The 18,613-nt window shown below is 68.3% G+C and carries 20 protein-coding genes; 11 read left to right on the top strand and 9 right to left on the bottom strand.

Annotated elements, in window-relative coordinates; genetic code table 11:
• Positions 1-134: 134 nt before the first annotated feature.
• Positions 135-455: a hypothetical protein gene (locus DEQ67_RS12045; RefSeq protein WP_004042100.1), complete on the top strand. Its 321-nt coding sequence runs from the start codon at positions 135-137 to the stop codon at positions 453-455.
• Positions 456-474: 19 nt separating this feature from the next.
• On the opposite strand, the gene tmk is transcribed toward DEQ67_RS12045, so the two are convergent.
• Complete coding sequence (gene tmk / locus DEQ67_RS12050) at positions 475-1,068, bottom strand: dTMP kinase (RefSeq protein ID WP_004042099.1); 594 nt, start codon at positions 1,066-1,068, stop codon at positions 475-477.
• Positions 1,069-1,152: 84 nt separating this feature from the next.
• Between tmk and DEQ67_RS12055 the strand changes: the two genes are divergently transcribed.
• The 6 genes from DEQ67_RS12055 to cofG all read left to right on the top strand — a co-directional run bounded on the left by DEQ67_RS12055 (position 1,153) and on the right by cofG (position 6,730).
• The gene (locus DEQ67_RS12055) at positions 1,153-1,398 is read left to right on the top strand and encodes a hypothetical protein (protein WP_006601278.1); all 246 of its coding nucleotides are present in this window, start codon (positions 1,153-1,155) and stop codon (positions 1,396-1,398) included.
• A gap of 146 nt (positions 1,399-1,544) precedes the next feature.
• A complete protein-coding gene (locus DEQ67_RS12060; protein ID WP_013035592.1) occupies positions 1,545-2,450 on the top strand; it encodes a complex I NDUFA9 subunit family protein in 906 nt (301 codons plus the stop codon).
• Positions 2,451-2,661: 211 nt separating this feature from the next.
• The gene (locus DEQ67_RS12065; protein WP_004042096.1) at positions 2,662-3,849 is read left to right on the top strand and encodes a tubulin/FtsZ family protein; all 1,188 of its coding nucleotides are present in this window, start codon (positions 2,662-2,664) and stop codon (positions 3,847-3,849) included.
• A complete protein-coding gene (locus DEQ67_RS12070; RefSeq protein ID WP_049896265.1) occupies positions 3,818-4,612 on the top strand; it encodes a hypothetical protein in 795 nt (264 codons plus the stop codon). Before DEQ67_RS12065 ends, DEQ67_RS12070 begins: the two co-directional genes overlap by 32 nt.
• Before the next feature lie 6 nt (positions 4,613-4,618).
• Positions 4,619-5,239 carry a 2-phospho-L-lactate guanylyltransferase gene (gene cofC, locus DEQ67_RS12075; RefSeq protein ID WP_004062695.1) on the top strand — a complete coding sequence of 207 codons (621 nt, stop codon included), beginning with the start codon at positions 4,619-4,621 and terminating at the stop codon, positions 5,237-5,239.
• A gap of 315 nt (positions 5,240-5,554) precedes the next feature.
• Complete coding sequence (gene cofG / locus DEQ67_RS12080) at positions 5,555-6,730, top strand: 7,8-didemethyl-8-hydroxy-5-deazariboflavin synthase subunit CofG (RefSeq protein ID WP_115860958.1); 1,176 nt, start codon at positions 5,555-5,557, stop codon at positions 6,728-6,730.
• Positions 6,731-6,766: 36 nt separating this feature from the next.
• Here cofG and DEQ67_RS12085 read toward each other — a convergent pair whose 3' ends face one another.
• The 3 genes from DEQ67_RS12085 to cofH form a co-directional block, all read right to left on the bottom strand.
• Positions 6,767-7,369: a hypothetical protein gene (locus DEQ67_RS12085; RefSeq protein WP_115891461.1), complete on the bottom strand. Its 603-nt coding sequence runs from the start codon at positions 7,367-7,369 to the stop codon at positions 6,767-6,769.
• A 135-nt stretch (positions 7,370-7,504) separates the two neighbouring features.
• Complete coding sequence (locus DEQ67_RS12090) at positions 7,505-8,053, bottom strand: metal-dependent hydrolase (protein ID WP_115891460.1); 549 nt, start codon at positions 8,051-8,053, stop codon at positions 7,505-7,507.
• A gap of 1 nt (position 8,054) precedes the next feature.
• Positions 8,055-9,422: a 7,8-didemethyl-8-hydroxy-5-deazariboflavin synthase subunit CofH gene (cofH, locus tag DEQ67_RS12095; RefSeq protein ID WP_004062699.1), complete on the bottom strand. Its 1,368-nt coding sequence runs from the start codon at positions 9,420-9,422 to the stop codon at positions 8,055-8,057.
• A 126-nt stretch (positions 9,423-9,548) separates the two neighbouring features.
• Between cofH and DEQ67_RS12100 the strand changes: the two genes are divergently transcribed.
• Positions 9,549-9,971, top strand: coding sequence for a DUF5518 domain-containing protein (locus tag DEQ67_RS12100; protein ID WP_004062700.1), 423 nt, complete (start codon positions 9,549-9,551; stop codon positions 9,969-9,971).
• A gap of 24 nt (positions 9,972-9,995) precedes the next feature.
• On the opposite strand, the gene DEQ67_RS12105 is transcribed toward DEQ67_RS12100, so the two are convergent.
• Together DEQ67_RS12105 and DEQ67_RS12110 are read right to left on the bottom strand one after the other, a co-directional pair.
• Positions 9,996-11,966 (bottom strand): GAF domain-containing sensor histidine kinase, encoded by a 1,971-nt coding sequence (locus DEQ67_RS12105; protein WP_115891459.1) that lies wholly within the window; start codon positions 11,964-11,966, stop codon positions 9,996-9,998.
• A 192-nt stretch (positions 11,967-12,158) separates the two neighbouring features.
• Complete coding sequence (locus DEQ67_RS12110; protein WP_115803043.1) at positions 12,159-12,917, bottom strand: SIR2 family NAD-dependent protein deacylase; 759 nt, start codon at positions 12,915-12,917, stop codon at positions 12,159-12,161.
• Between the two features lie 138 nt (positions 12,918-13,055).
• On the opposite strand from DEQ67_RS12110, the gene DEQ67_RS12115 reads away from it, so the two are divergent.
• The gene (locus tag DEQ67_RS12115; RefSeq protein WP_115891458.1) at positions 13,056-14,075 is read left to right on the top strand and encodes a phosphoribosylaminoimidazolesuccinocarboxamide synthase; all 1,020 of its coding nucleotides are present in this window, start codon (positions 13,056-13,058) and stop codon (positions 14,073-14,075) included.
• A 41-nt stretch (positions 14,076-14,116) separates the two neighbouring features.
• Here the strand turns inward: DEQ67_RS12115 and DEQ67_RS12120 are convergent, their stop codons facing one another.
• From DEQ67_RS12120 to DEQ67_RS12130, 3 genes are all read right to left on the bottom strand, one after another.
• The gene (locus tag DEQ67_RS12120) at positions 14,117-14,332 is read right to left on the bottom strand and encodes a hypothetical protein (protein WP_115891457.1); all 216 of its coding nucleotides are present in this window, start codon (positions 14,330-14,332) and stop codon (positions 14,117-14,119) included.
• 76 nt (positions 14,333-14,408) lie between these two features.
• Entirely contained in the window at positions 14,409-15,392 is a 984-nt protein-coding gene (locus DEQ67_RS12125) for a formyltetrahydrofolate deformylase (protein WP_004062705.1), read from the bottom strand.
• 145 nt (positions 15,393-15,537) lie between these two features.
• A complete protein-coding gene (locus DEQ67_RS12130) occupies positions 15,538-16,959 on the bottom strand; it encodes a GntP family permease (RefSeq protein WP_115803047.1) in 1,422 nt (473 codons plus the stop codon).
• 281 nt (positions 16,960-17,240) lie between these two features.
• Here DEQ67_RS12130 and purS point away from each other — a divergent pair, with 281 nt between their 5' ends.
• Both purS and purQ read left to right on the top strand, forming a co-directional pair.
• Positions 17,241-17,492: a phosphoribosylformylglycinamidine synthase subunit PurS gene (gene purS / locus DEQ67_RS12135; RefSeq protein ID WP_004042081.1), complete on the top strand. Its 252-nt coding sequence runs from the start codon at positions 17,241-17,243 to the stop codon at positions 17,490-17,492.
• A 1-nt stretch (position 17,493) separates the two neighbouring features.
• Positions 17,494-18,168 (top strand): phosphoribosylformylglycinamidine synthase I, encoded by a 675-nt coding sequence (gene purQ / locus DEQ67_RS12140; protein ID WP_004042080.1) that lies wholly within the window; start codon positions 17,494-17,496, stop codon positions 18,166-18,168.
• Positions 18,169-18,613: the final 445 nt, after the last annotated feature.

Here is an 18,613-nt window from a genome sequence, read left to right on the forward strand (position 1 = left end):
TGAGTCACGGTCCTTCGTGATAAACGTCACCCGTTGCGGGGGCGGACCCGGCTGGCGGTTCGACCGACGGCGGCGCGGGACGAGCGGGCCGCCGAGAGCGACAGGCCAAAGACCACCGCCTCCCTACGTCGGCTATGGTCTCGGTGGTCAACCTCGTGCTCATGGGCGCGCTCATCGTCCTCCACACGCTCATCGCGGCGGTCATGACCCGCTTTTTCCGCCTGCGGTTGAAGACGCAGTGGGGGTACATCCTGTACGCCCTGTTTCTGATTCCGCTCGTGCTACTCGTCTCGACGCTGGTGTTCTCCGGCGTCTTCGGCATCGGCGTGAACCTCGGCAGCCCCACGGCCGCTCTCGGCGTGATGATAGGGATGCCGCTCGCGCTCGGCTTTACCATCGACACGCTCTACGTCCCGCCGCCGGAGGAGTACGAGAACCTCCCGAACTCGCGGTGAACTGCGAGTCGGTCGGCGGCTACTGTTCCGCGAGAATCGCTTCGAGCGCCGCTTCGACCGCGTCGAGCACGTCCTCGGGCGACTGCGTCGCGTCGATGCGGACGAACCGCTCCGGTTCGGCCTCGACGAGTCGCTCGTAGTTCTCGCGCACGTCCGCGAGGTACGCCGCCTGTTCGAACTTGTTCGTCGCGCCGCTGCGCGCGGCGGCCGTCTCGGGGTCGACGTCGAGGTAGATAGTCTTGTCCGGCGGACGGGTGAACGCCGTGTGGATGCCTCTGATGTACTCCATCGGGCGTCTGAGGTCGCTGTCGCGCAGCGCGGCGGCCTGATAGGCGTACCGCGAGTCGGAGTAGCGGTCGGAGACGACGAGCTTCCCGTCGGCGAGGGCGGGTCGGACGACCCGCGAGAGGTGGTCGGCGTGGTCGGCGGTGAAGAGAAACAGCGTGGCGAGCGGGTCGGCGCCGTCGTCGTCGATGGCGCGGTTGACGGCCTCTCCGTACCACGAGTCCGACGTGGGCTCGCGCGTGAAGACGGCGTCGGGGTACGCGTCGTGGAGCGCCTCCCAGACGGTCGTCTTCCCGCTCCCGTCGAGCCCTTCGAGTGTGACGAGCATATCCTACCAACTCGGCGCTCCGGAAAAAGCGCGCCGAAGCGAGACGCCGCAATGATAATGTCAACGCGACCCGACATGTGTGGTGTGCCACCCGCCCGCGAGCGGTGGGACGACCTCCGTCCGAGCGAAAAGCCGTTCACCGTCGTCCGGTTCGACGAGAGCGTCCCCCCGACGGACGCGTCGTTCGCGACGAAGCAGACGGAGGTCGACCACCCGGCCGACGCGCCCGACGACTGCCCCGACCCGTCCGAGGAGCTCGTCGTCTACGACCGAGTCGGTCGGATGGTGAAACGCACCGACGGACCGGTCGCGCCCTCGATACTGTTTTGAGCGCGGTCGCGGACGGCGCGGGTGCGGGCCGGTGGCGCGGTCTGACGCGCCCGCCCGGAAGAGCGTCGTTCCCATCGGGGTGTTCTCCGGCGAAATCGACCCCGATTCCCCGTTAGCTTTACCCTCATTCCGCCGAATATTACGGCATGAAAGTCCTTGTTGTCGGCGGAAGCGGATTCATCGGGAGCCACCTCTGCCGCGAACTACAATCGCGGGGACACAGCGTGACCGCGATGTCGCGGAGTCCGAACAGCGAGGACCTCCCCGACGGCGTCGAAAAGGCGATGGGGGACGTGACGGACTACGACTCCATCGCGGGCGCGTTCGAGGGGAAAGACGCGGTCGTCAACCTCGTCGCGCTGTCGCCGCTGTTCGAACCGAGCGGCGGCAATCGAATGCACGACATCGTCCACTGGCAGGGGACCGAAAACGTCGTGAAGGCCGCGGAGGCTAACGACGTGCCCCGACTCGTCCAGATGAGCGCGCTCGGAGCCGACTCCGACGGCGACACGGCCTACATCCGCTCGAAGGGGAAAGCCGAGGGGGCGGTCAAGTCGTCCGGGCTCGATTGGGTCATCTTCCGGCCCTCGGTCGTCTTCGGAGACGGCGGCGAGTTCGTCTCCTTCACGAAGCGGCTCAAGGGGATGTTCGCGCCCGGCGTCCCGCTCTACCCGCTTCCCGGAAACGGGGAGACGCGGTTCCAACCCATCTGGGTCGGAGACCTCGTGCCGATGCTCGCGGACGCCGTCGAGGGCGACGACCACGCCGGCGAGACCTACCGCATCGGCGGCCCGGAAAAGCTCACGCTCCGCGAAATCACGGAGATGGTGTACGACGCCGAGAACAAGTCCATCACCATCGTTCCGCTGCCGATGGGTCTCGCGGGCGTCGGCCTGACCGTCCTCGGGGCGGTCCCCGGCTTCCCGATGGGGAAAGACCAGTACCGGTCGCTCCAGTTCGACAACACGACCGACCGGAACGACGTGGGCGTCTTCGGCGTCGACACCTCGTCGATGAAGACGCTCGGCGCGTATCTCGGCGAGCGAAACTGACACCGAAGTGACGACTCGGCGGCGTTAAGCAGCCGTGAACTGCGGCTCATTTTACCGGAATTGGCGGTTCTCACGGGATAACGACTGATTAACACCGGTTTCGAGTCGCCGCGTTCCGCCGATAATCTGATGGTGGTTCGACACGTCCCCATCACAACGCTTATGTCCGCGTTCGTACTGCAATTCACGCAATGGCGAGGGGACTGAACCTATGAAGCTCGCAATGATCGGATTCGGGCAAGCCGGGGGAAAAGTAGTCGACAAGTTCGTCGAGTACGACCGGGAACGCAACGCCGGAATCGTCCGCGCTGCGGTCGCGGTGAACTCCGCGAAAGCCGACTTGCTCGGACTGAAGAACATCCCGAAGGACCAGCGCGTCCTCATCGGCCAATCCCGCGTGAAGGGACACGGCGTCGGTGCGGACAACGAACTCGGTGCCGAAATCGCCGAGGAGGACATCGACGAGGTACAGGGTGCCATCGACAGCATCCCCGTCCACGAAGTCGACGCCTTCCTCGTCGTGTCCGGGCTCGGTGGCGGCACCGGCTCCGGCGGCGCGCCGGTCCTCGCGAAACACCTCAAGCGCATCTACACCGAACCCGTCTACGGGCTCGGCATCCTGCCGGGGTCCGACGAGGGTGGTATCTACACGCTCAACGCCGCGCGCTCCTTCCAGACGTTCGTCCGCGAGGTCGACAACCTCCTCGTGTTCGACAACGACGCCTGGCGGAAGACCGGCGAGTCGGTACAGGGGGGATACGACGAGATCAACGAGGAGATCGTCAACCGGTTCGGCGTGCTCTTCGGAGCTGGCGAAGTCCAAGACGGACAGGAAGTCGCGGAGTCCGTCGTCGACTCCTCGGAGATTATCAACACGCTGGCCGGCGGCGGCGTTTCGACGGTCGGCTACGCCTCCGAGGGGGTCGAGCCGCGGAAGAACAACGGCGGCGGCCTCCTGTCTCGGCTGACGGGCGGCGACGAGCCCGACGACAATCTCGACACCGCCCACACGACCAACCGAATCACGAGCCTCGTCCGCAAGGCCGCGCTCGGTCGGCTCACGCTCCCGTGTGAAATCGAAGGCGCGGAGCGCGCGCTGCTCGTGCTCGCTGGTCCGCCGGAGCATCTGAACCGGAAAGGCATAGAGCGCGGGCGGAAGTGGATCGAGGAGCAGACCGGTTCCATGGAAGTTCGCGGCGGCGACTACCCCATCCCGGGCGCGGAGAAGGTGGCGGGTGTCATCCTTCTGTCGGGCGTGACGAACGTCCCGCGCATCAAGGAGCTGCAGCAGGTCGCCATCGAAGCACAGGATAACATCGAAGAGATCCGTCAAGAGAGTGATTCGAATCTGGAGACCCTCATAAACGATGACGAGGACGAACTGGAGTCGCTTTTCTAAGCTGGCGCTCGCGCTCGTCGTACTCCTGTCGGCCTTCGCAGGGCAGGCAGGGGCGGTGAGCGTCGCGTCCGACGACGTCCCCGACGAGGCGCAGGTCGGTTCGCAGGTGACCGCGTCGGTCACCCTCGAAGAGCTATACCGGAGCCCACAACTCGAATCGTGGACGCTCGCGGGCCAGACCGACCTGGAGGACGTGACGTGGACCGTCGCGTACTACGACCAGACGGGCGCGAGAGTCGACCAGCAGTCCTTCGACGGGCAGAACTTCAGCGGCGCGCAGATCGCCACTGCCGACGGGACGAGCGAAGTGGAGGTCACCGTAACGGGAATCGTTCCCGAAGTGGAGTCGTTCAGCTACGACCCCGCACAGACGTTCACGATAATCTCGCTCGACCAGACCCGCGAAGGCGGCTCCAGTAACGATATCGACTCGTGGTCGGTCCACCACTACACCGAAGAAAGCGCCGCCGCGCGCGACGAACTCGACAGCGCGCGGGACGCGATTGAGCGTGCGAGTGGGGCCAACACGCAACAAGCCGAGCAGACGTTTGCCAACGCTGTCGAAGCGTTCAACGGCGAGGAGTTCAATCTCACGACGAACCTCGCCAACGAGGCGGAGACGAGCGCAAACCAGGCCCGGCAGTCGAGTCAGACGACCCAACTGCTCATCTACGCGGCGGGCGGTCTGCTCGTCGTCGCGCTCATCGTCGGTGGATTCCTCTACTGGCGGTCCCAGCAGACGACCTACGACAAACTGGGCTGATTCCCCGTGCGAGTCGTCGTTCCCTTCGGGGGACGCGATCCGAAGACCCGACTCGCCCCGTTTTTCGACGCCGACGAGCGACGCGAGTTCGCCGTCTCGATGCTCCGCGACGTGCTCGACGCGGTCCGCGCGGTCGGCGGCGACCCGGCGGTCGTCGCGGACGCGCCCGTGACCGTCGACGCGCCCGTCACCGTGGACGACCGACCGCTCACCGAAGTCGTCGGCGGCGAACTCGACGACCTCGGCGGCGGCCCCGTCGCGGTCGTCATGGCCGACCTCGCGCTCGCGACGCCCGCGGCGCTGTCGCGGCTGTTCGAAACCGACGCCGACGTGGTCGCCGCGCCCGGCCTCGGCGGAGGGACGAACGCGCTCGTCGTCCGCCACCCCGAGTTCTCCGTGGACTACCACGGCGCGTCCATTCTCGACCACCGACGAATCGCCCGCGACGCCGGCTGTTCGTTCGCCGAGGTGGACTCGATGCGACTCGCCGTCGACGTGGACGAGCCGAGCGACCTCGTCGAAGTGCTCGTCCACGGCGAGGGGCGGGCCCGCGAGTGGCTGGTCGACGCCGGCGTCCGGCTCGCACGCGGGTCCGGTCGGGTCGAGGCCGTCCGCGAGCGCCGATAGGACCTTAACGGTCCGCGATAAACAGCGTCTGGCGCGGTTGTCCGTCTGCCCGGCGGGAACTGAGGCAACGTGCGCCGCGCGCTCCCGCGTCGCGAAGACGACGCGAGAGTCGAAGTGGAGTCCGAACGTCGCGACGACGACGCGAGTCTCACTCGCAACCAACTCGGGGCGAGCGCCTGACGGCGCTTCGGACGGGCCGGAGACGTGTCTGGCACCAACTATCCGGTCCCGAACTCGACTTCCGCGCTTCGGTCTCGACGCCGCCGTATCGCCGCGAATGACACGCTTTTAGTGGTTCGTCACGCACCGAGAGATATGTTCACGGGTGCCGACGAGTACGGAGTCGACCTGACTATCGACGATGCCGACGTGGAGCGACTGCTCGCCGTCACCCCCGACGACGCCGACCCGCCGGCGTCGCTTTCGTTCTCGCGGAACGTCTTCGTCCCGCTGACGACCGCCTGTCGGTACACCTGCACCTACTGCACCTACTACGACGTGCCCGGCGAGGCGACGCTCATGTCGCTCGACGAGGTCCGCGAGGTGGTCCGCACGGGCGCGGACGCCGGCTGCACGGAGGCGCTGTTCACCTTCGGAGACGCCCCCGACGAGCGCTACACGGAGATTCACCGCCAACTCGACGAGTGGGGCTACGACGACATCCTCGACTACCTCGCGGCGGCCTGCGAAGTCGCGCTCGACGAGGGCCTGCTCCCGCACTCGAACCCCGGCGACCTGACCCGCGAGGCGTTCGCTGACCTCGCGCCCCTGAACGCCAGCATGGGCGTGATGCTGGAGACGACCGCCGACGTGGCCGCCCACTCGGGCAGTCGGCGGAAGACGCCGGGCCAGCGGCTCAACACCATCCGCGCCGCGGGCGAGGTGGGCGTCCCCTTCACGACGGGCATCCTCGTCGGCATCGGCGAGACGTGGCGCGACCGGGCCGAGAGCCTGCTGGCCATCCGCGCGCTCCACGAGCGCTACGGCCACGTCCAGGAGGTCATCGTCCAGAACGTCGTCCCCAACGAGCGGTCGGACTACGGGCGCCCGTCGCTCGACACGATGCGCCGGGTCGTGGCGATGGCGCGGGTCGCGCTCCCCGAGGAGGTGTCGGTGCAGGTGCCGCCGAACCTCTCGGCGGCGGCCGACCTCGTCGCCTGCGGCGTCGACGACCTCGGCGGCGTCTCGCCGGTCACGGACGACTACGTCAACCCCGACTACGAGTGGCCCGCGCTCCGGGAACTCGCAGACATCGCCGACGAGGCGGGCGTCCCGCTCCGCGAGCGACTGCCGGTCTACGAGCGGTTCCTGCCGAACGGGGCGCTCGGAGCGGCCGACGAACCCGGCGAGAGCGGCGGCGCGCTCGCGGCCGCGCCGGACCGCGAGTGGCTCCGCGGCCCGATTACCGACCGGCTCGCCGCCGACGACGTTCACGGACGGCGGTTCCGAAACGTCGCCCGCGGCGACGGCCCGCTGTCGATTCCGCGGTGAGAGCGACGCCGCGTCGGCCGACCGTGTGGTCGTCTGCTACCGACGACGACCGAGAACTGAGTAGAGCGCGACGACCGCGGCGGTCACGGCGGGCGCGCGCCCCGAGAGTTGGGGCACGCGTTTTCTGACGAGTGTGTAGATGACGCCGACGGCGAGGCTGACGAGGAGAACCCCTCGCGAGTCGCCGCCGAGCGTCAGGAGGCCCGGCACCGACAGCGCCGCGGCGAGCGCGAGGTCGCCGGGAGAGCCGTCGTAGGCGGCGAGGCGGCGGGGTTCGACCCAGCCGCCGAGGCTGCGGACGTAGACGCCGCGGTCGGTCCGCGCCTCCCACGGGCGAGCCTCGCTGCTGCCGCCGAGGTAGTCGGCCGCGCAGTGGAGCGCCGCCGCGACGAACCCGGTCGCCGCGGCCGCGGCCAGCGGGTCGCCGGTGACGACCGCGACCGCGCCGAACCCGACCGAGCCGCCGACGAACGCCTCGACCTGATGGAGCGTCCTACGGTGGACGCCGACGACCATGTCGAGGTCGGGGAAGACGCCGCCGACGAGCGCCGCCGCGACGACGAGCGGCGCGGCCGCGGGGGCGACGACCGCGACGGCGGCGGCGAGCGCGAGGCTCATCGCCACGTGCGTCGGGGCCATCACGGGGCGACCACCTCCCGAGCCGGTCGGAGCCGTCGAGTCGTCATCGCTTCGACCACTCGGCGACCGAGACGTATGAGTTTCGTGGTTGCGCCGAGCGCTCGCGGGCGCGGCGGGTCACGCAGACGCCGCGCCTCAGATGCCGAACCACTCGGGCATCCGCTTTCTGAAGCCCGTGTAGAACAGCGCGACGGCGACGCCGACCGCGATGGCGACCCGGACGCCGCCGGAGAAGGCGAGGAAGCCGGGGACCGAAAACAGGAGCGTCAGCGCGAGGTCCTCTGGCGCGCCGTCGTAGCGGACGAGATAATGGGGGCGGAGCCACCGCTTCGCGGGATGGACGTACACCGCGCGGTCGGAGGTGCGGTCCCACGGCCGGAGTTCGCCGCCCGCGCCGAGCCAGTCGGACGCGGAGTGGAGCCCCGCCGAGAGGCAGAAAAAGGCGACGCCGACGGTGAGCGTCGAAGGCGAGACGGCGGCGACGCCCCCGAAGACCGCGGCGGCGACGCTGTAATAGACGGGGAAGTGCAGCGTCTTGCGGTGGACGCCGACGAAGAGGTCCACGTCGGGGAAGACGCCGCCGACGAGCGCGCCGACGGCCGCCGCTGTGGCGAGGTCGGGCGCGACCCACGCGAGCGGCGCGGCGAGGGTCAGCCCCACGGCCGCGTGGGTGGTCGCCATCATCTCAGTCGTCTGCGGTCGCCGGGTCGCGGCGGCCGTCGAGCAGGGGCGTCCCGTCGGCGCGCGGGCCGAGCGTCGGGCCGTGCGGGCCGTCGTCGGGGTCGATTGGCCGGCGGGTCCGGTAGTCGGTCGAGCGCTCGACCGGCCGGCGGCCGATGGCGGTTATCATGTCGACGTAGTCGTCGAACGAGCGGAACTCGCCGAAGCCGCCGCCGGCGCGCTTCGTTATCTCCTCGGAGAGAATCGTCCCCATCAGGTCGTCCGCGCCGCAGTTGAGGAGCTTCAGCGCCTTCGCGTTCCCGAACTTCACCCACGACGACTGGATGTGGTCGACGTTGTCGAGGTAGAGCCGCGCGACGGCGACCATCAGTTCGTCCTCGTCGTCGGACGCGCCGCCGGTCACGAGGCCGCGGTCGTACAGCGGCGTGTTCTGGTGGATGAACGACAGCGGGACGAACTCGGTGATGCCACCGTAGCGGTCTTGCAGGTCGCGAATCACGTCGAGGTGGAGCACGCGGTGTTTCTCGGTCTCGACGTGGCCGTACATGATGGTCGCCGTCACGTCGAGGTCGGCTTCCATCGCGCCCTCTATCCCGGCGACCCACTCGTCGGTGCCGATTTTCCCCGGGCAGATGACCTCGCGCACCTCGGGGACGAGAATCTCCGCGGCGGTGCCGGGCGCGCTGGCGAGGCCGGCGTCCGCGAGGCGGCGGTAGACCTCCTCGTAGCTCCAGTCGGTGCCGCGCTTGGCGTGATGGGCCTCTTCCGGCGTCATCGAGTGGACGTGCGCGCCGGCGGCCGACATAGCAGAGAGCTGTTCGGCGTAGCTCGCGGGGTCGGTGTCGTACGCCTCGGGCGGCTTGTAGTTCACCTCGGCGGCGGGGTTGTCGTAGGCTTCGAGAATCTCGCGGTGTTCCTCGTCGAGCACGAGCGCGGGGTGGAGGCCGGAGACGGACGTGACCTCGTAGATGCCCATCTCGACCGCGTCGGCGACGATGTCGCGGGACTCGGCGGGCGTCTTCGTGAAGCCGCCGTGGTCGGCGTCGGAGTCGGCCTCGAACAGGTGGGCGGTGTTCTTGAAGTTACAGAACAGACACCCCGTGTTGCAGGCCGTCGTCACGTTGTTGTTGAGGTTGGCGACGAACGTCACGTCGTTTCCGACCACCTCGGCGCGCCGCCGGTCGGCGGCTTCGAGCACGAGCTCCTTGCGTTCGGGGTCGATTCCCTCGCGGTCGGTCCCCGTCGTGATGAGTTCGACGCCGTCGTCGACCGTGAGGCGCTCGCCCGCTCGCGCCTTCGCTAAGGCGTTCTCGAACGACTGGTCTGTCTCCGGGACGTGTTCGAACCCGAAGTCGTGGGCGGCACCAGACATGCTCGTTGGCAACGCGCCACGGTCGTAAAAACGGGGCGGTACCGGAACTCCGGCCGCCGGATACAGCGGGACGCCGCGGGACGCCGCGGAGAAAGCGTTAGGCCCTCCCGCCGTGTTGGGTCGCACATGGAACACTCCCCGACTTCGACGACCGAGTCGGCTCTCGACGACGGAGGAGAGAGCCTGCTGTTTTCGGCCCTCGTCGGCGCGGTCGCCAGCGTCGTCCTCTCGCCGCTTCCTGGGTCGACCGTCCTCGGCGGGGCACTCGCCGGCTACCTGACCGGAAGCGACCGCGAACTGGGCGTGAAATCCGGCGCGGTCTCGGGGCTGTTCGTGAGCCTCGTCGGGACGGTCCTCGGCGTCGTCGTCCTCGGGTTCTTCAGCATCTTCGCCATCGGCGTCACTCCGTTCGAGTTGGGCTTCGGCCTCGGCATCCTCGGAATCGTCATCGTCGCGCTGTTCGGCCTCCTCGCGCTGCTCGTCTACACCGTCGGCCTCGGCGCGCTCGGCGGCTACCTCGGCGCGTACCTCCACGAGGAGTTCGCCTGAGTCCGGGTCGCTCCGACCCGCCACTCAGCCACCGGCACCGACGCCGGTGAACTCGAAGCGAGCGCCGCCCGCGGCGCTCTCCCCCACCGAAACCGTCCAGCCGTGCGCGTCGACGACGTTCGAGACGATTGTCAGCCCGAAGCCGATGCCCGCGGTGCCGGTCGAAAAGCCGGTGTCGAAGATGCGCGAGCGGAGTTCGGGGGGGATGCCCGCGCCGTCGTCTTCGACGTAGAAACCGTCGTCGAGCGCGCCGACGGTGACGGTGACGCGGTCCTGCCCGCCGTCGGCAGACCCGGATTCGTCCGGCGAGCCGTGTTCGACAGCGTTCCGCATCAGGTTCTCGAACAGTTGGTGGAGCCGGCCCGCGTCGGCGACGACGGTCCGGTCGGACGCGACGACGAGCGCCGTGTCCCCGGTTTCGACGTGATCCCAGCACCGCTCTGCGGTCTCCGCGAGAGAGACCGGCGTCGTGGCGAACGCGTCGGTGCCCTGTCGCGCGAGCACGAGCAGTTCCTCCGTCAGCGCGGTCATCCGGTCGTGGGCCCGCGCCACCGCCGCGAGGTGGTCGTTGTCGATTTCCTCGCGGGCGAGGTCGAGGTGGCCCGTGGCGACCGAAAGCGGGTTGCGGAGGTCGTGCGAGACGACGCTCGTGAACTCGTCGAGTCGGCGGTTCTGGGCTTCCATCTCGCGTTCGATGTCCCGGCGCGCCGTGATGTCCGTGTACACCGCGTATATCGTGTCCTCGCCGACCGGGACCGACCGGAGGAGGAAGTCCCGCTCGCCGTTCGCGGTCTGTCTGCGCACCTCCGTCTGGACGAAGTCGCCGGCGCGGACCATCTCGGTGAGCTTCGCGGCCTCGTCGAGACGGTCGTCCGGCGCGACCACGTCGTCGATGGCGCGGCCGACGACCTCGGATTCGTCGTAGCCGAACGTCGCCTCGAACGCCGGGTTCACCGCGCGGATGACGGACTCGCCGTCGACGAACTCCGAGTCGATGATGCAGTCGGCGCTGTTCTCGAACAGGGCGGCGTACTGGTCGCGTTCGACCCGAAGCCGGCGCTCGAAACTGAGCCGCTGGAGCGCCGCGTTCGTGTGGGCGACGAGCAGTTCCGCGAGTTCGAGGTCGATTTCGTCGAACGCGCCGGTCTGCTCGGAGACCGCCTGAAACACGCCGAACGAACCGATAGCGACGCTGAGGCCGGAGCGGTAGTCACCGAACTCGGGGCGGCCGAACGCGTGGAGTTCCATGTCGACCGCGCGGTGGGACTCGCCGGTGCGGAACGTCTCGCCCATCGCGCCCGCGTCTTTCGGGACCGGTCGGAGTTCGCGGTCGGTCGGCGTCGACGACTGCGCCCGCGGGACGAACCGGTCCGCCTCGGCCGCGAAGGCGAAACAGATGTCGAGGTTGAGGATGCGCTCCGCGGCCTCGACGGTCTCCGCGTAGATGTCGTCGGCGTCGGAGACCGACGCGAGTCGCATGGCGACGCCGTGGAGCGACGTTATCTTCCGCTCGGTGCGCTGAATGCGGCGTTCGAGCCGGCTGACGATGTCGCGTTCGGTGCGCTGGGCCTCCGAACTCCGATAGCGGGCGACCGCCGCCCGAACCCGGTCGGCGAGGCGGTCGTAGGAGATGGATTCGATGTCGCCGGAAACGCGGTGGGCGGCGGGGTCGTCCGCGAGTGCGTCACCGTCGCTCCCGTCGTCGCTCCCGCCGGAACCGAGGAGGACGACCGGCACGTCGGGATGGCGCTCGCGGACCAGCGCGACCACGTCGGCGGCGGTGTGTCGGCCGAACTGACCGGGAATCAAAAGGCAGTCGACCGTCCGGTCGACGACGCGTCCGAGGGCCGTCCCGAGGTCGAACTCGACGGTGACGGACACGTCGTGGCGGTCGAGCGCGGCCGCGACGGCGTCCGCCCGGGTGCGGTCGGGAGCGACGAAGAGAACGGACGGTGCCGTCCCCGCCGACGAACCCGGCGAGGGTGACCGAGTCATGCACCGACATGCTTGGGAGAGAGCATCAATTGATTGGTGAGTGCGACCGGCGGTTCGTGACAGTTGGCCGCCGGTAATCTGCCGCGAGTGAGGAGAACAGGGAGCCCGCTGTCCGACGACACCGACGCGTCGTCGCCCGAGGCGTCCGAGGCGGTCGACGCCGAGAGCCCGGGCGGGCGGCACCGGTCGCGCTCAGATTCGTTTTTCGACTTCGGGGAGGAACGCCGCGAGGTCGCCGCGGACGACCCGGTCGGCGCGGTCGTCGTACTGCGTCGCGTCGAAGTTGACGACGACGAGCGAGCCGACCTCGGCGGCCCGGCCGGCGAGACCCGCCGCGGGGTGAACCGTCAGCGACGAGCCGAGCGACAGGAACACGTCGGCGTCGCCGGCGAGGCGGTTCGCCTCGCTGTAAGCGACGCGGGGGAGGCGCTCGCCGAACAGGACGACGCCGGGCTTGAGCAGGCCGCCGCAGTCGTCGCACGTCGGCGGCGCGTCGCCGGCGCGGACCGTCTCGAACGCGGGGGCCGCGTCGGTTCGCGCGCCGCAGTCCTCGCAGACGACTTCGGCGGCGTTCCCGTGGAGTTCGACGACGCGGTCGGAGCCGGCCTCGCGGTGGAGGCCGTCGGTGTTCTGCGTCACGACCGCGTCGAGGACGTCCCGCGATTCGAGGGCCGAAAGCGCCTCGTGGCCGGGGTTCGGCTCGACGCCGTCGGGGAACATGCGCTCCTGTAAGTGGACGCGGTCGCGCCAGAAGCCGGCGGGGTCGTTGACGAAGCGGTCGCGGTGGAACGACGCCGGGTCGAACTCGGTCTCCCAGATGCCGTCGTCGCCGCGGAAGTCGGGGATGCCCGAGGCCGTGCTCATCCCCGCGCCGGTGAAGGCGACTGCGGTGTCGGCCTCGCGGAGTCGGCGGGCGACCCACGCGGCGTCTGATTCGAGGGCAGCGTCCATAGCCCAACGGACGGGCCAGCCGCGAAAAAGCGATACGATTCGCCCGGTAAGCGCATTCGTGCATAGATTGGTCGCGTATCCGACCGAGATACGCACGGAAGTGGAAGCTTCTTAGTGGGATGAGCCCAGAGGACGACCATGACCAGCGTGAAGGACTTCCGTGTCGAGGAGGAGCCGACGGCGACCGACCTCGGGCGGGGCCGCTTCGTCTTCTCGGACCGCTACTCCGTGTTCGACTGGGGCGAGATGCCCGACCACGTCCCGAACAAGGGCGCGAGCCTCTGTCTCATGGGCGCGTACAACTTCGAACTGCTCGACGTGAACCACGTCCCGACCCACTACCTCGGCGTGGTCGAAGACGGCGAGGTGAAGGAACTCGGTGAGTGCGAGTCGCCGCCGACGGAGATGGCCATCGAACTCACGCAGGTGCCCGACCTCCCGCACGCCGACGGCGCGTACGACTACGACGCCTACCACGAGGCCGCCGGCGACAACTACCTCATCCCGCTGGAAATCGTCTTCCGCAACACCGTCCCGGTGGGGTCGAGCCTCCGGCGGCGCGGCGACCCCGCAGACTACGGCCTCGACGCCGACGAGTGGCCCGACGAGGCCGTCTCCCTCCCCGAGCCGGTCGTGGAGTTCTCCACGAAGTACGAAGAACAGGACCGGTATCTCTCCCGCGCGGAGGCCGACGACATCGCCGGGAAAGTCGACCTCGACCGCCTCGAAGAGCTGGCGCTCGCCGTGAACCACGTGCTGACGGAGCGCGCCGACGAAGCCGGCTTCGACCACGAGGACGGCAAAATCGAGTGTCTCTACCACGACGGCACCGTCAAGGTCGGCGACGTGGTCGGCACGTTCGACGAAAACCGGTTTTCCTACGGCGGACAGCAGGTCTCGAAGGAGGTCGTCCGCCAGTACTACAAGCGCGTCCAGCCCGAGTGGGTCGAGGCCGTGAAAGACGCGAAGGCCGAGGCCATCGAGACGGGCGAGCCGAACTGGCGCGAGCACTGTGCGGTCGAACCCGACCGCCTGCCCGCCGACATCGTCAAGGCGCTGTCGGACCTCTACTGCGCCGGCACCAACGCCTACGTCGACCACGACTGGTTCGACGCCCCGACCATCGAGGACGCCGTGGCGCGCGTCCGCGACCTGTAACCGGGCGGCTCGAGCGACTCCGCTTTTCGTCTGTCCCCTTCTCACGCCGCGTCGTCGCCGACGAGGAACCGCCAGCCGCGGTGGGAGCGTCGGACGACGCCGAGCGCGAAAAACACCGTCGCGCCGGTCACGACGCCCGGTTCGACGCCGGGAAAGAGCGGGATGAGTCCGAGTTCGTGCGCGGCGAGGAGGACGGTCGCCACGAGCCACAGCGCGTAACAGCCGAGCGCGACGCGGTAGCGGGGAGAGACGGGCACGCCTCCGAGTCGTGTCGGCGGCAAAATAGGGCTGGTGTCTGGCGGGGGTCGCCCCGCCGTCGCTGCCGCAGTCGCCTCAGTCCTCGGACGGTTCGGGCGCGAGCGCCTCGCGCTCCCCGAGGGCGTCGATGATGCCGTCGACCGGGCGGTCGGGGTTCGACGCCTGCGCCTCGCGGGTGAGGCCGAGTTGGTAGCGCTCGGGGTCGGCGCTCTCGCGGAGGCTGGTGCGCCCGCGGTGGACCGACACGTCGTTGTTGAGGTGGAGCTTCACGGCTTCGAGGAGCGCGTCGGCCTCCAGCGGCTGGCCGCGCTCTTTGATTTCGTCGATGGAGGCGTCGTCCGGCACGTCGAAGGCGCGCTGGGCGATGATGGGCCCTTGGTCGAGGTCGGTCGTCACGTAGTGGGCGGTGACGCCGGCGATGCGGACGCCCTCCTCTTTCGCCTGCCGGTAGGCGGCCGCGCCGGGGAACGCCGGGAGCAGCGACGGGTGGATGTTGATGATGCGGTCCTCGTAGCGGAAGACGACGTTCGGGCCGAGGATGCGCATGTAGCGCGCGAGGACGATGAGGTCCACGTCGTACCGTTCGAGGAGGTCGAGCAGGCGCTCTTCGTTGGCGGTCCCTTTCTCGTCGCCGATGTCGTGGAACGGCACGTCGTAGTGGCTCGCCAGCGGTTCGAGCGTGTCGTGGTTGCCGATGACGACCGAGATTTCCGCGCCGAGGTCGTCGTTGGCCCACGCCTCGAACAGCGCTTCGAGGCAGTGGGACTCCTTCGTGACGAGGACGGCGATTTCGCGGGTCTCGCGGTCCGAGGGGAACCGGACCTGCACGTCGACGCCGAGGTCGTCGCCGAGGTCGGACAGCGCCGCCCGAAGCTCGTCGCGGGAGCAGGTCATCTCCGCGGTGTCGGCGTGGAGGGTCATCCGGAAGATTCCCTCGCGGACCGCCTGGTCCAAGTCCTCGACGTTGATTCCGCGCTCGAACAGCAGGGTGGTCACGTTCGCGATGAGTCCGGTCTTGTCTCCTCCGATGACCGTGATTTCGGTGAGTTCGCGAGTCATACCGTCACCTCCAGCTGTTCGAAGCTGAACATACCCGTCCTGCGTCGGCGAACGGTAAACCGCTGTCGTTCTCCGCAAGCGAATCCCTCGGGAACGACCGTGAATCACCCGTCAAAAGGAAAAGCCGGCGTGCGCGCGTTGTCGCCTACGCCAGCGGCAGCACCGACGAGACGACGAGGACGACGACGAGCCCGGTCACGGAGATAATCGTCGTCAGCGCGGTCCACGTCTTCAGCGTCTCCGCCTGCGTGAGCCCGCCGATTTCCTTGACGAGCCAGAAGCCGGAGTCGTTGTACCACGAGCAGATGTTGCCGCCCGCGCCGATGACCATCACCAGATACGCGGTGTGGACCGGAAGCTGGCCGGTGAGCGGGGCCATGATGCCGGCGGCCGTGAGCATCGCCGCGGTCGCGGAGCCCTGCGCGATGCGGACGATGGCGGCGATGAGCCACGCGGTCACGAGCATCGGGATGCCGAAGACTTCGAGCCCGTTGGCGAGGTACGTGCCGATTCCGGAGGCCGCGAGGAGCGCGCCGAACGCGCCGCCCATCGAGGTGATGGCCGCGATGTTGCCGCCGCTTTTGAGCGCCTCGGTGAGTTCGTCTTCCCAGTCGGACCGCGAGAGGTCGGACCAGCGGTAGTACGTGTAGGCCGCGGCGAGCGCGGCGATAGTCAGCGCGACGTTCTTGTCGCCGATGAACGCGACGAACGGCCGGTTGTCCACGATGAACGAGACGAACGGCCGGAACGGTTCGGCCACCGTCACGCCTTCGAGGGCGTTGACGACGGTGAGCGAGCCGACGAGCGCGACGGCGATGATGATGGGCGCGGTGGATTCGAGGAAACTCGGCAGGGACGACACGTCGCGCTGGGCGCGCTCTTGCAGTTCCTCCGTGGTCGTCCCCATCGCGTCGCGGAGGGGGATATCGACGTGACGGTTAATCCAGCGGCCGTAGACGAGGCCGCCCATGGTGGCCGACGGGACGGCGACCGTGACGCCGATGAGCATCGTGGTGCCGATGTCGGCCCCGATTTCGCTGGCGACCGCGAGCGGGCCGGGCGTCGGCGGGATGAACACGTGAGCCGTCGCCGCGCCGGCCCCGACGACGACGAGGTAGAGCGCGTAGTTGTCGCCCATCCGGGCCCGCATCGACCGCGCGAGCGGGGCCATGAGGTAGAAGACGCTGTCGAAGAACACGGGGATGGCGAGCACCGTACTGCTGCCCCACAGCGCGATGTCGCTGTTTTCTCGCCCGACGAGCGACTGGAAAGCGCGGACGATTCGCTGGGCGGAGCCGCTTTCGAGCATCGACTTCCCGATGATGGCGGCCATCAGGATGGGAATCCCGATGCCGGCCATCCCGTCGCCGAAGGCAGACGCCGTCCGCGTCGCCGCGTCCGCGAGCGCGAAGTCGGGGACGAACGCCGCGTTGACGAGGCCGACCGCGAACGCGGCTATCGCCAAACCGACGAACGCGGGGAGGTCTAACACGACCAGTAGCAACACGACCAACGCAAGTCCGATGACGAACGTCAAGAGCGGACTCTGTGCGAATTCGAGTGCCATACGTGAGACGGCGTCTCACTCGTGCTATAAAAATGATTATCATATATCATGTATGTAATTATTATATTAAAAATTGAGAGAAATAATTTGTATAGTACGTATAACAACGAATATGAATCAGGGGGAGAGCCGCCGCGGAGTCCTGCCCGTCAGAGACCAACGGCGGCGGTGTAGCGCGGTTGCCGGCGGCGTCGTCGCCGGTTCGCGCGTTGATACCCACATCTGTGCATATCAAACTCGACCCAAAACCGTTTTTGCACATGACCGCGCATCGCCACCTGATGACCACTTACACCGCGACGGTGACGGTGCGCCTCAAGCGCGGCGTGCTCGACCCGGAGGCGGAGACGACGAAGCGCGCGCTGGAACGACTCGGGTTCGAACTCGAGGCGCTGCGCTTCACCGAACGCTACGAGGTGGACCTCGACGCGGCCGACGCCGACGAGGCCGAGGCCCGCGCCGACGAGATGGCAGAACGCTTGCTGGCGAACCCGACCATCCACGACTACGAGGTCGCGGTCGCCGAGGCCTGAGATGATTGCAGTCGTGCAGTTCGGCGGCTCGAACTGCGACCGCGACGCCGTGCGCGCGCTGTCGGACCTCGGGTTCGAGGCCGAGCGCGTCTGGCACGAAGACCCCCTGCCCGAGGAGACGACGGGTATCGTGCTCCCCGGCGGCTTCTCGTACGGCGACTACCTGCGCGGCGGCGCGATGGCCGCCCGCTCGCCCATCATGGAGTCGGTCCGCGAGGCGGCCGACGACGGCGTCCCCGTCCTCGGCGTCTGCAACGGCGCACAAATCGGCTGCGAGTCCGGGCTCACCCCCGGCGCGTTCACGACGAACGCGAGCGCCCGCTTCCAGTGCGAACACGTCTACCTCCGCGTCGAGAACGCCGACACGCGCTGGACCGCGGCGTACGACGAAGGCGAGGTCATCGAACTGCCCATCGCCCACGGCGAGGGTCGCTTCGAACTCGACGCCGAGCGCTACGAAGAACTCGAAGCCGACGACCGAATCCTGTTCCGCTACTGCGACGCGGAGGGCAACGTCACCGACGAGGCGAACCCCAACGGGTCGCTCGGCAACGTCGCGGGCGTCCTCGGCGACAGCGAGTCCGTCGCGGTGCTGATGCCCCACCCCGAGCGGGCGTCGCTACCGCAACTCGGCAACACCGACGGTCGGGGCGTGCTGGCGGGCTTCGAGGGATAGTAGTATAAAAAAGACCGTCCGCCGCGGTGGCGGACGGCACGGGGCCGGTGAGCGAACGGAGCGGCGTACACGATGAGCGATGTTGGAGTGTCGAGGGTTCCGGCCCGCGTGCCGTGTGCTATGGAGCGAGAGCGCAGGGAGCGTCCGTGGCGACCCACGCCTCGGCGTTCTCCTCCTCGCGAATCTCGAACCACCCATCCGCGTAGTAGACGGTCTTGTACGTGTGTTTCGTCATGATGGCGGGCGGTTCGGATGGACACGTCCGAACCACCGAATATGACAACGACTCACACCCTCTTTGATACGAATATCCTATTCGACGGTTAGGAGCCTGTTACTTTCGGATAGCACCCCCTAACGCGGCCGAATGAGGGAAAACGACGCGGGATTGTGGACGAACGGTCGGAGATGCGGACGGGCGACGCTGCGGTTCGGGTTCAGCGAG

The organism is Haloferax sp. Atlit-48N (assembly GCF_003383015.2).
Lineage (GTDB): Archaea > Halobacteriota > Halobacteria > Halobacteriales > Haloferacaceae > Haloferax > Haloferax volcanii.

Excerpts from the sequence above, each read along its gene's own strand:
- DEQ67_RS12045 (WP_004042100.1), top strand. The coding sequence starts at position 135 with ATGGTCTCGGTGGTCAACCTCGTGCTCATGGGCGCGCTCATCGTCCTC.
- tmk (WP_004042099.1), bottom strand. The coding sequence starts at position 1,068 with ATGCTCGTCACACTCGAAGGGCTCGACGGGAGCGGGAAGACGACCGTC.
- DEQ67_RS12060 (WP_013035592.1), top strand. The coding sequence starts at position 1,545 with ATGAAAGTCCTTGTTGTCGGCGGAAGCGGATTCATCGGGAGCCACCTC.
- DEQ67_RS12065 (WP_004042096.1), top strand. The coding sequence starts at position 2,662 with ATGAAGCTCGCAATGATCGGATTCGGGCAAGCCGGGGGAAAAGTAGTC.
- DEQ67_RS12070 (WP_049896265.1), top strand. The coding sequence starts at position 3,818 with ATGACGAGGACGAACTGGAGTCGCTTTTCTAAGCTGGCGCTCGCGCTC.
- cofG (WP_115860958.1), top strand. The coding sequence starts at position 5,555 with ATGTTCACGGGTGCCGACGAGTACGGAGTCGACCTGACTATCGACGAT.
- DEQ67_RS12085 (WP_115891461.1), bottom strand. The coding sequence starts at position 7,369 with ATGGCCCCGACGCACGTGGCGATGAGCCTCGCGCTCGCCGCCGCCGTC.
- DEQ67_RS12090 (WP_115891460.1), bottom strand. The coding sequence starts at position 8,053 with ATGATGGCGACCACCCACGCGGCCGTGGGGCTGACCCTCGCCGCGCCG.
- cofH (WP_004062699.1), bottom strand. The coding sequence starts at position 9,422 with ATGTCTGGTGCCGCCCACGACTTCGGGTTCGAACACGTCCCGGAGACA.
- DEQ67_RS12100 (WP_004062700.1), top strand. The coding sequence starts at position 9,549 with ATGGAACACTCCCCGACTTCGACGACCGAGTCGGCTCTCGACGACGGA.
- DEQ67_RS12105 (WP_115891459.1), bottom strand. The coding sequence starts at position 11,966 with ATGACTCGGTCACCCTCGCCGGGTTCGTCGGCGGGGACGGCACCGTCC.
- DEQ67_RS12110 (WP_115803043.1), bottom strand. The coding sequence starts at position 12,917 with ATGGACGCTGCCCTCGAATCAGACGCCGCGTGGGTCGCCCGCCGACTC.
- DEQ67_RS12115 (WP_115891458.1), top strand. The coding sequence starts at position 13,056 with ATGACCAGCGTGAAGGACTTCCGTGTCGAGGAGGAGCCGACGGCGACC.
- DEQ67_RS12125 (WP_004062705.1), bottom strand. The coding sequence starts at position 15,392 with ATGACTCGCGAACTCACCGAAATCACGGTCATCGGAGGAGACAAGACC.
- DEQ67_RS12130 (WP_115803047.1), bottom strand. The coding sequence starts at position 16,959 with ATGGCACTCGAATTCGCACAGAGTCCGCTCTTGACGTTCGTCATCGGA.
- purS (WP_004042081.1), top strand. The coding sequence starts at position 17,241 with ATGACCACTTACACCGCGACGGTGACGGTGCGCCTCAAGCGCGGCGTG.
- purQ (WP_004042080.1), top strand. The coding sequence starts at position 17,494 with ATGATTGCAGTCGTGCAGTTCGGCGGCTCGAACTGCGACCGCGACGCC.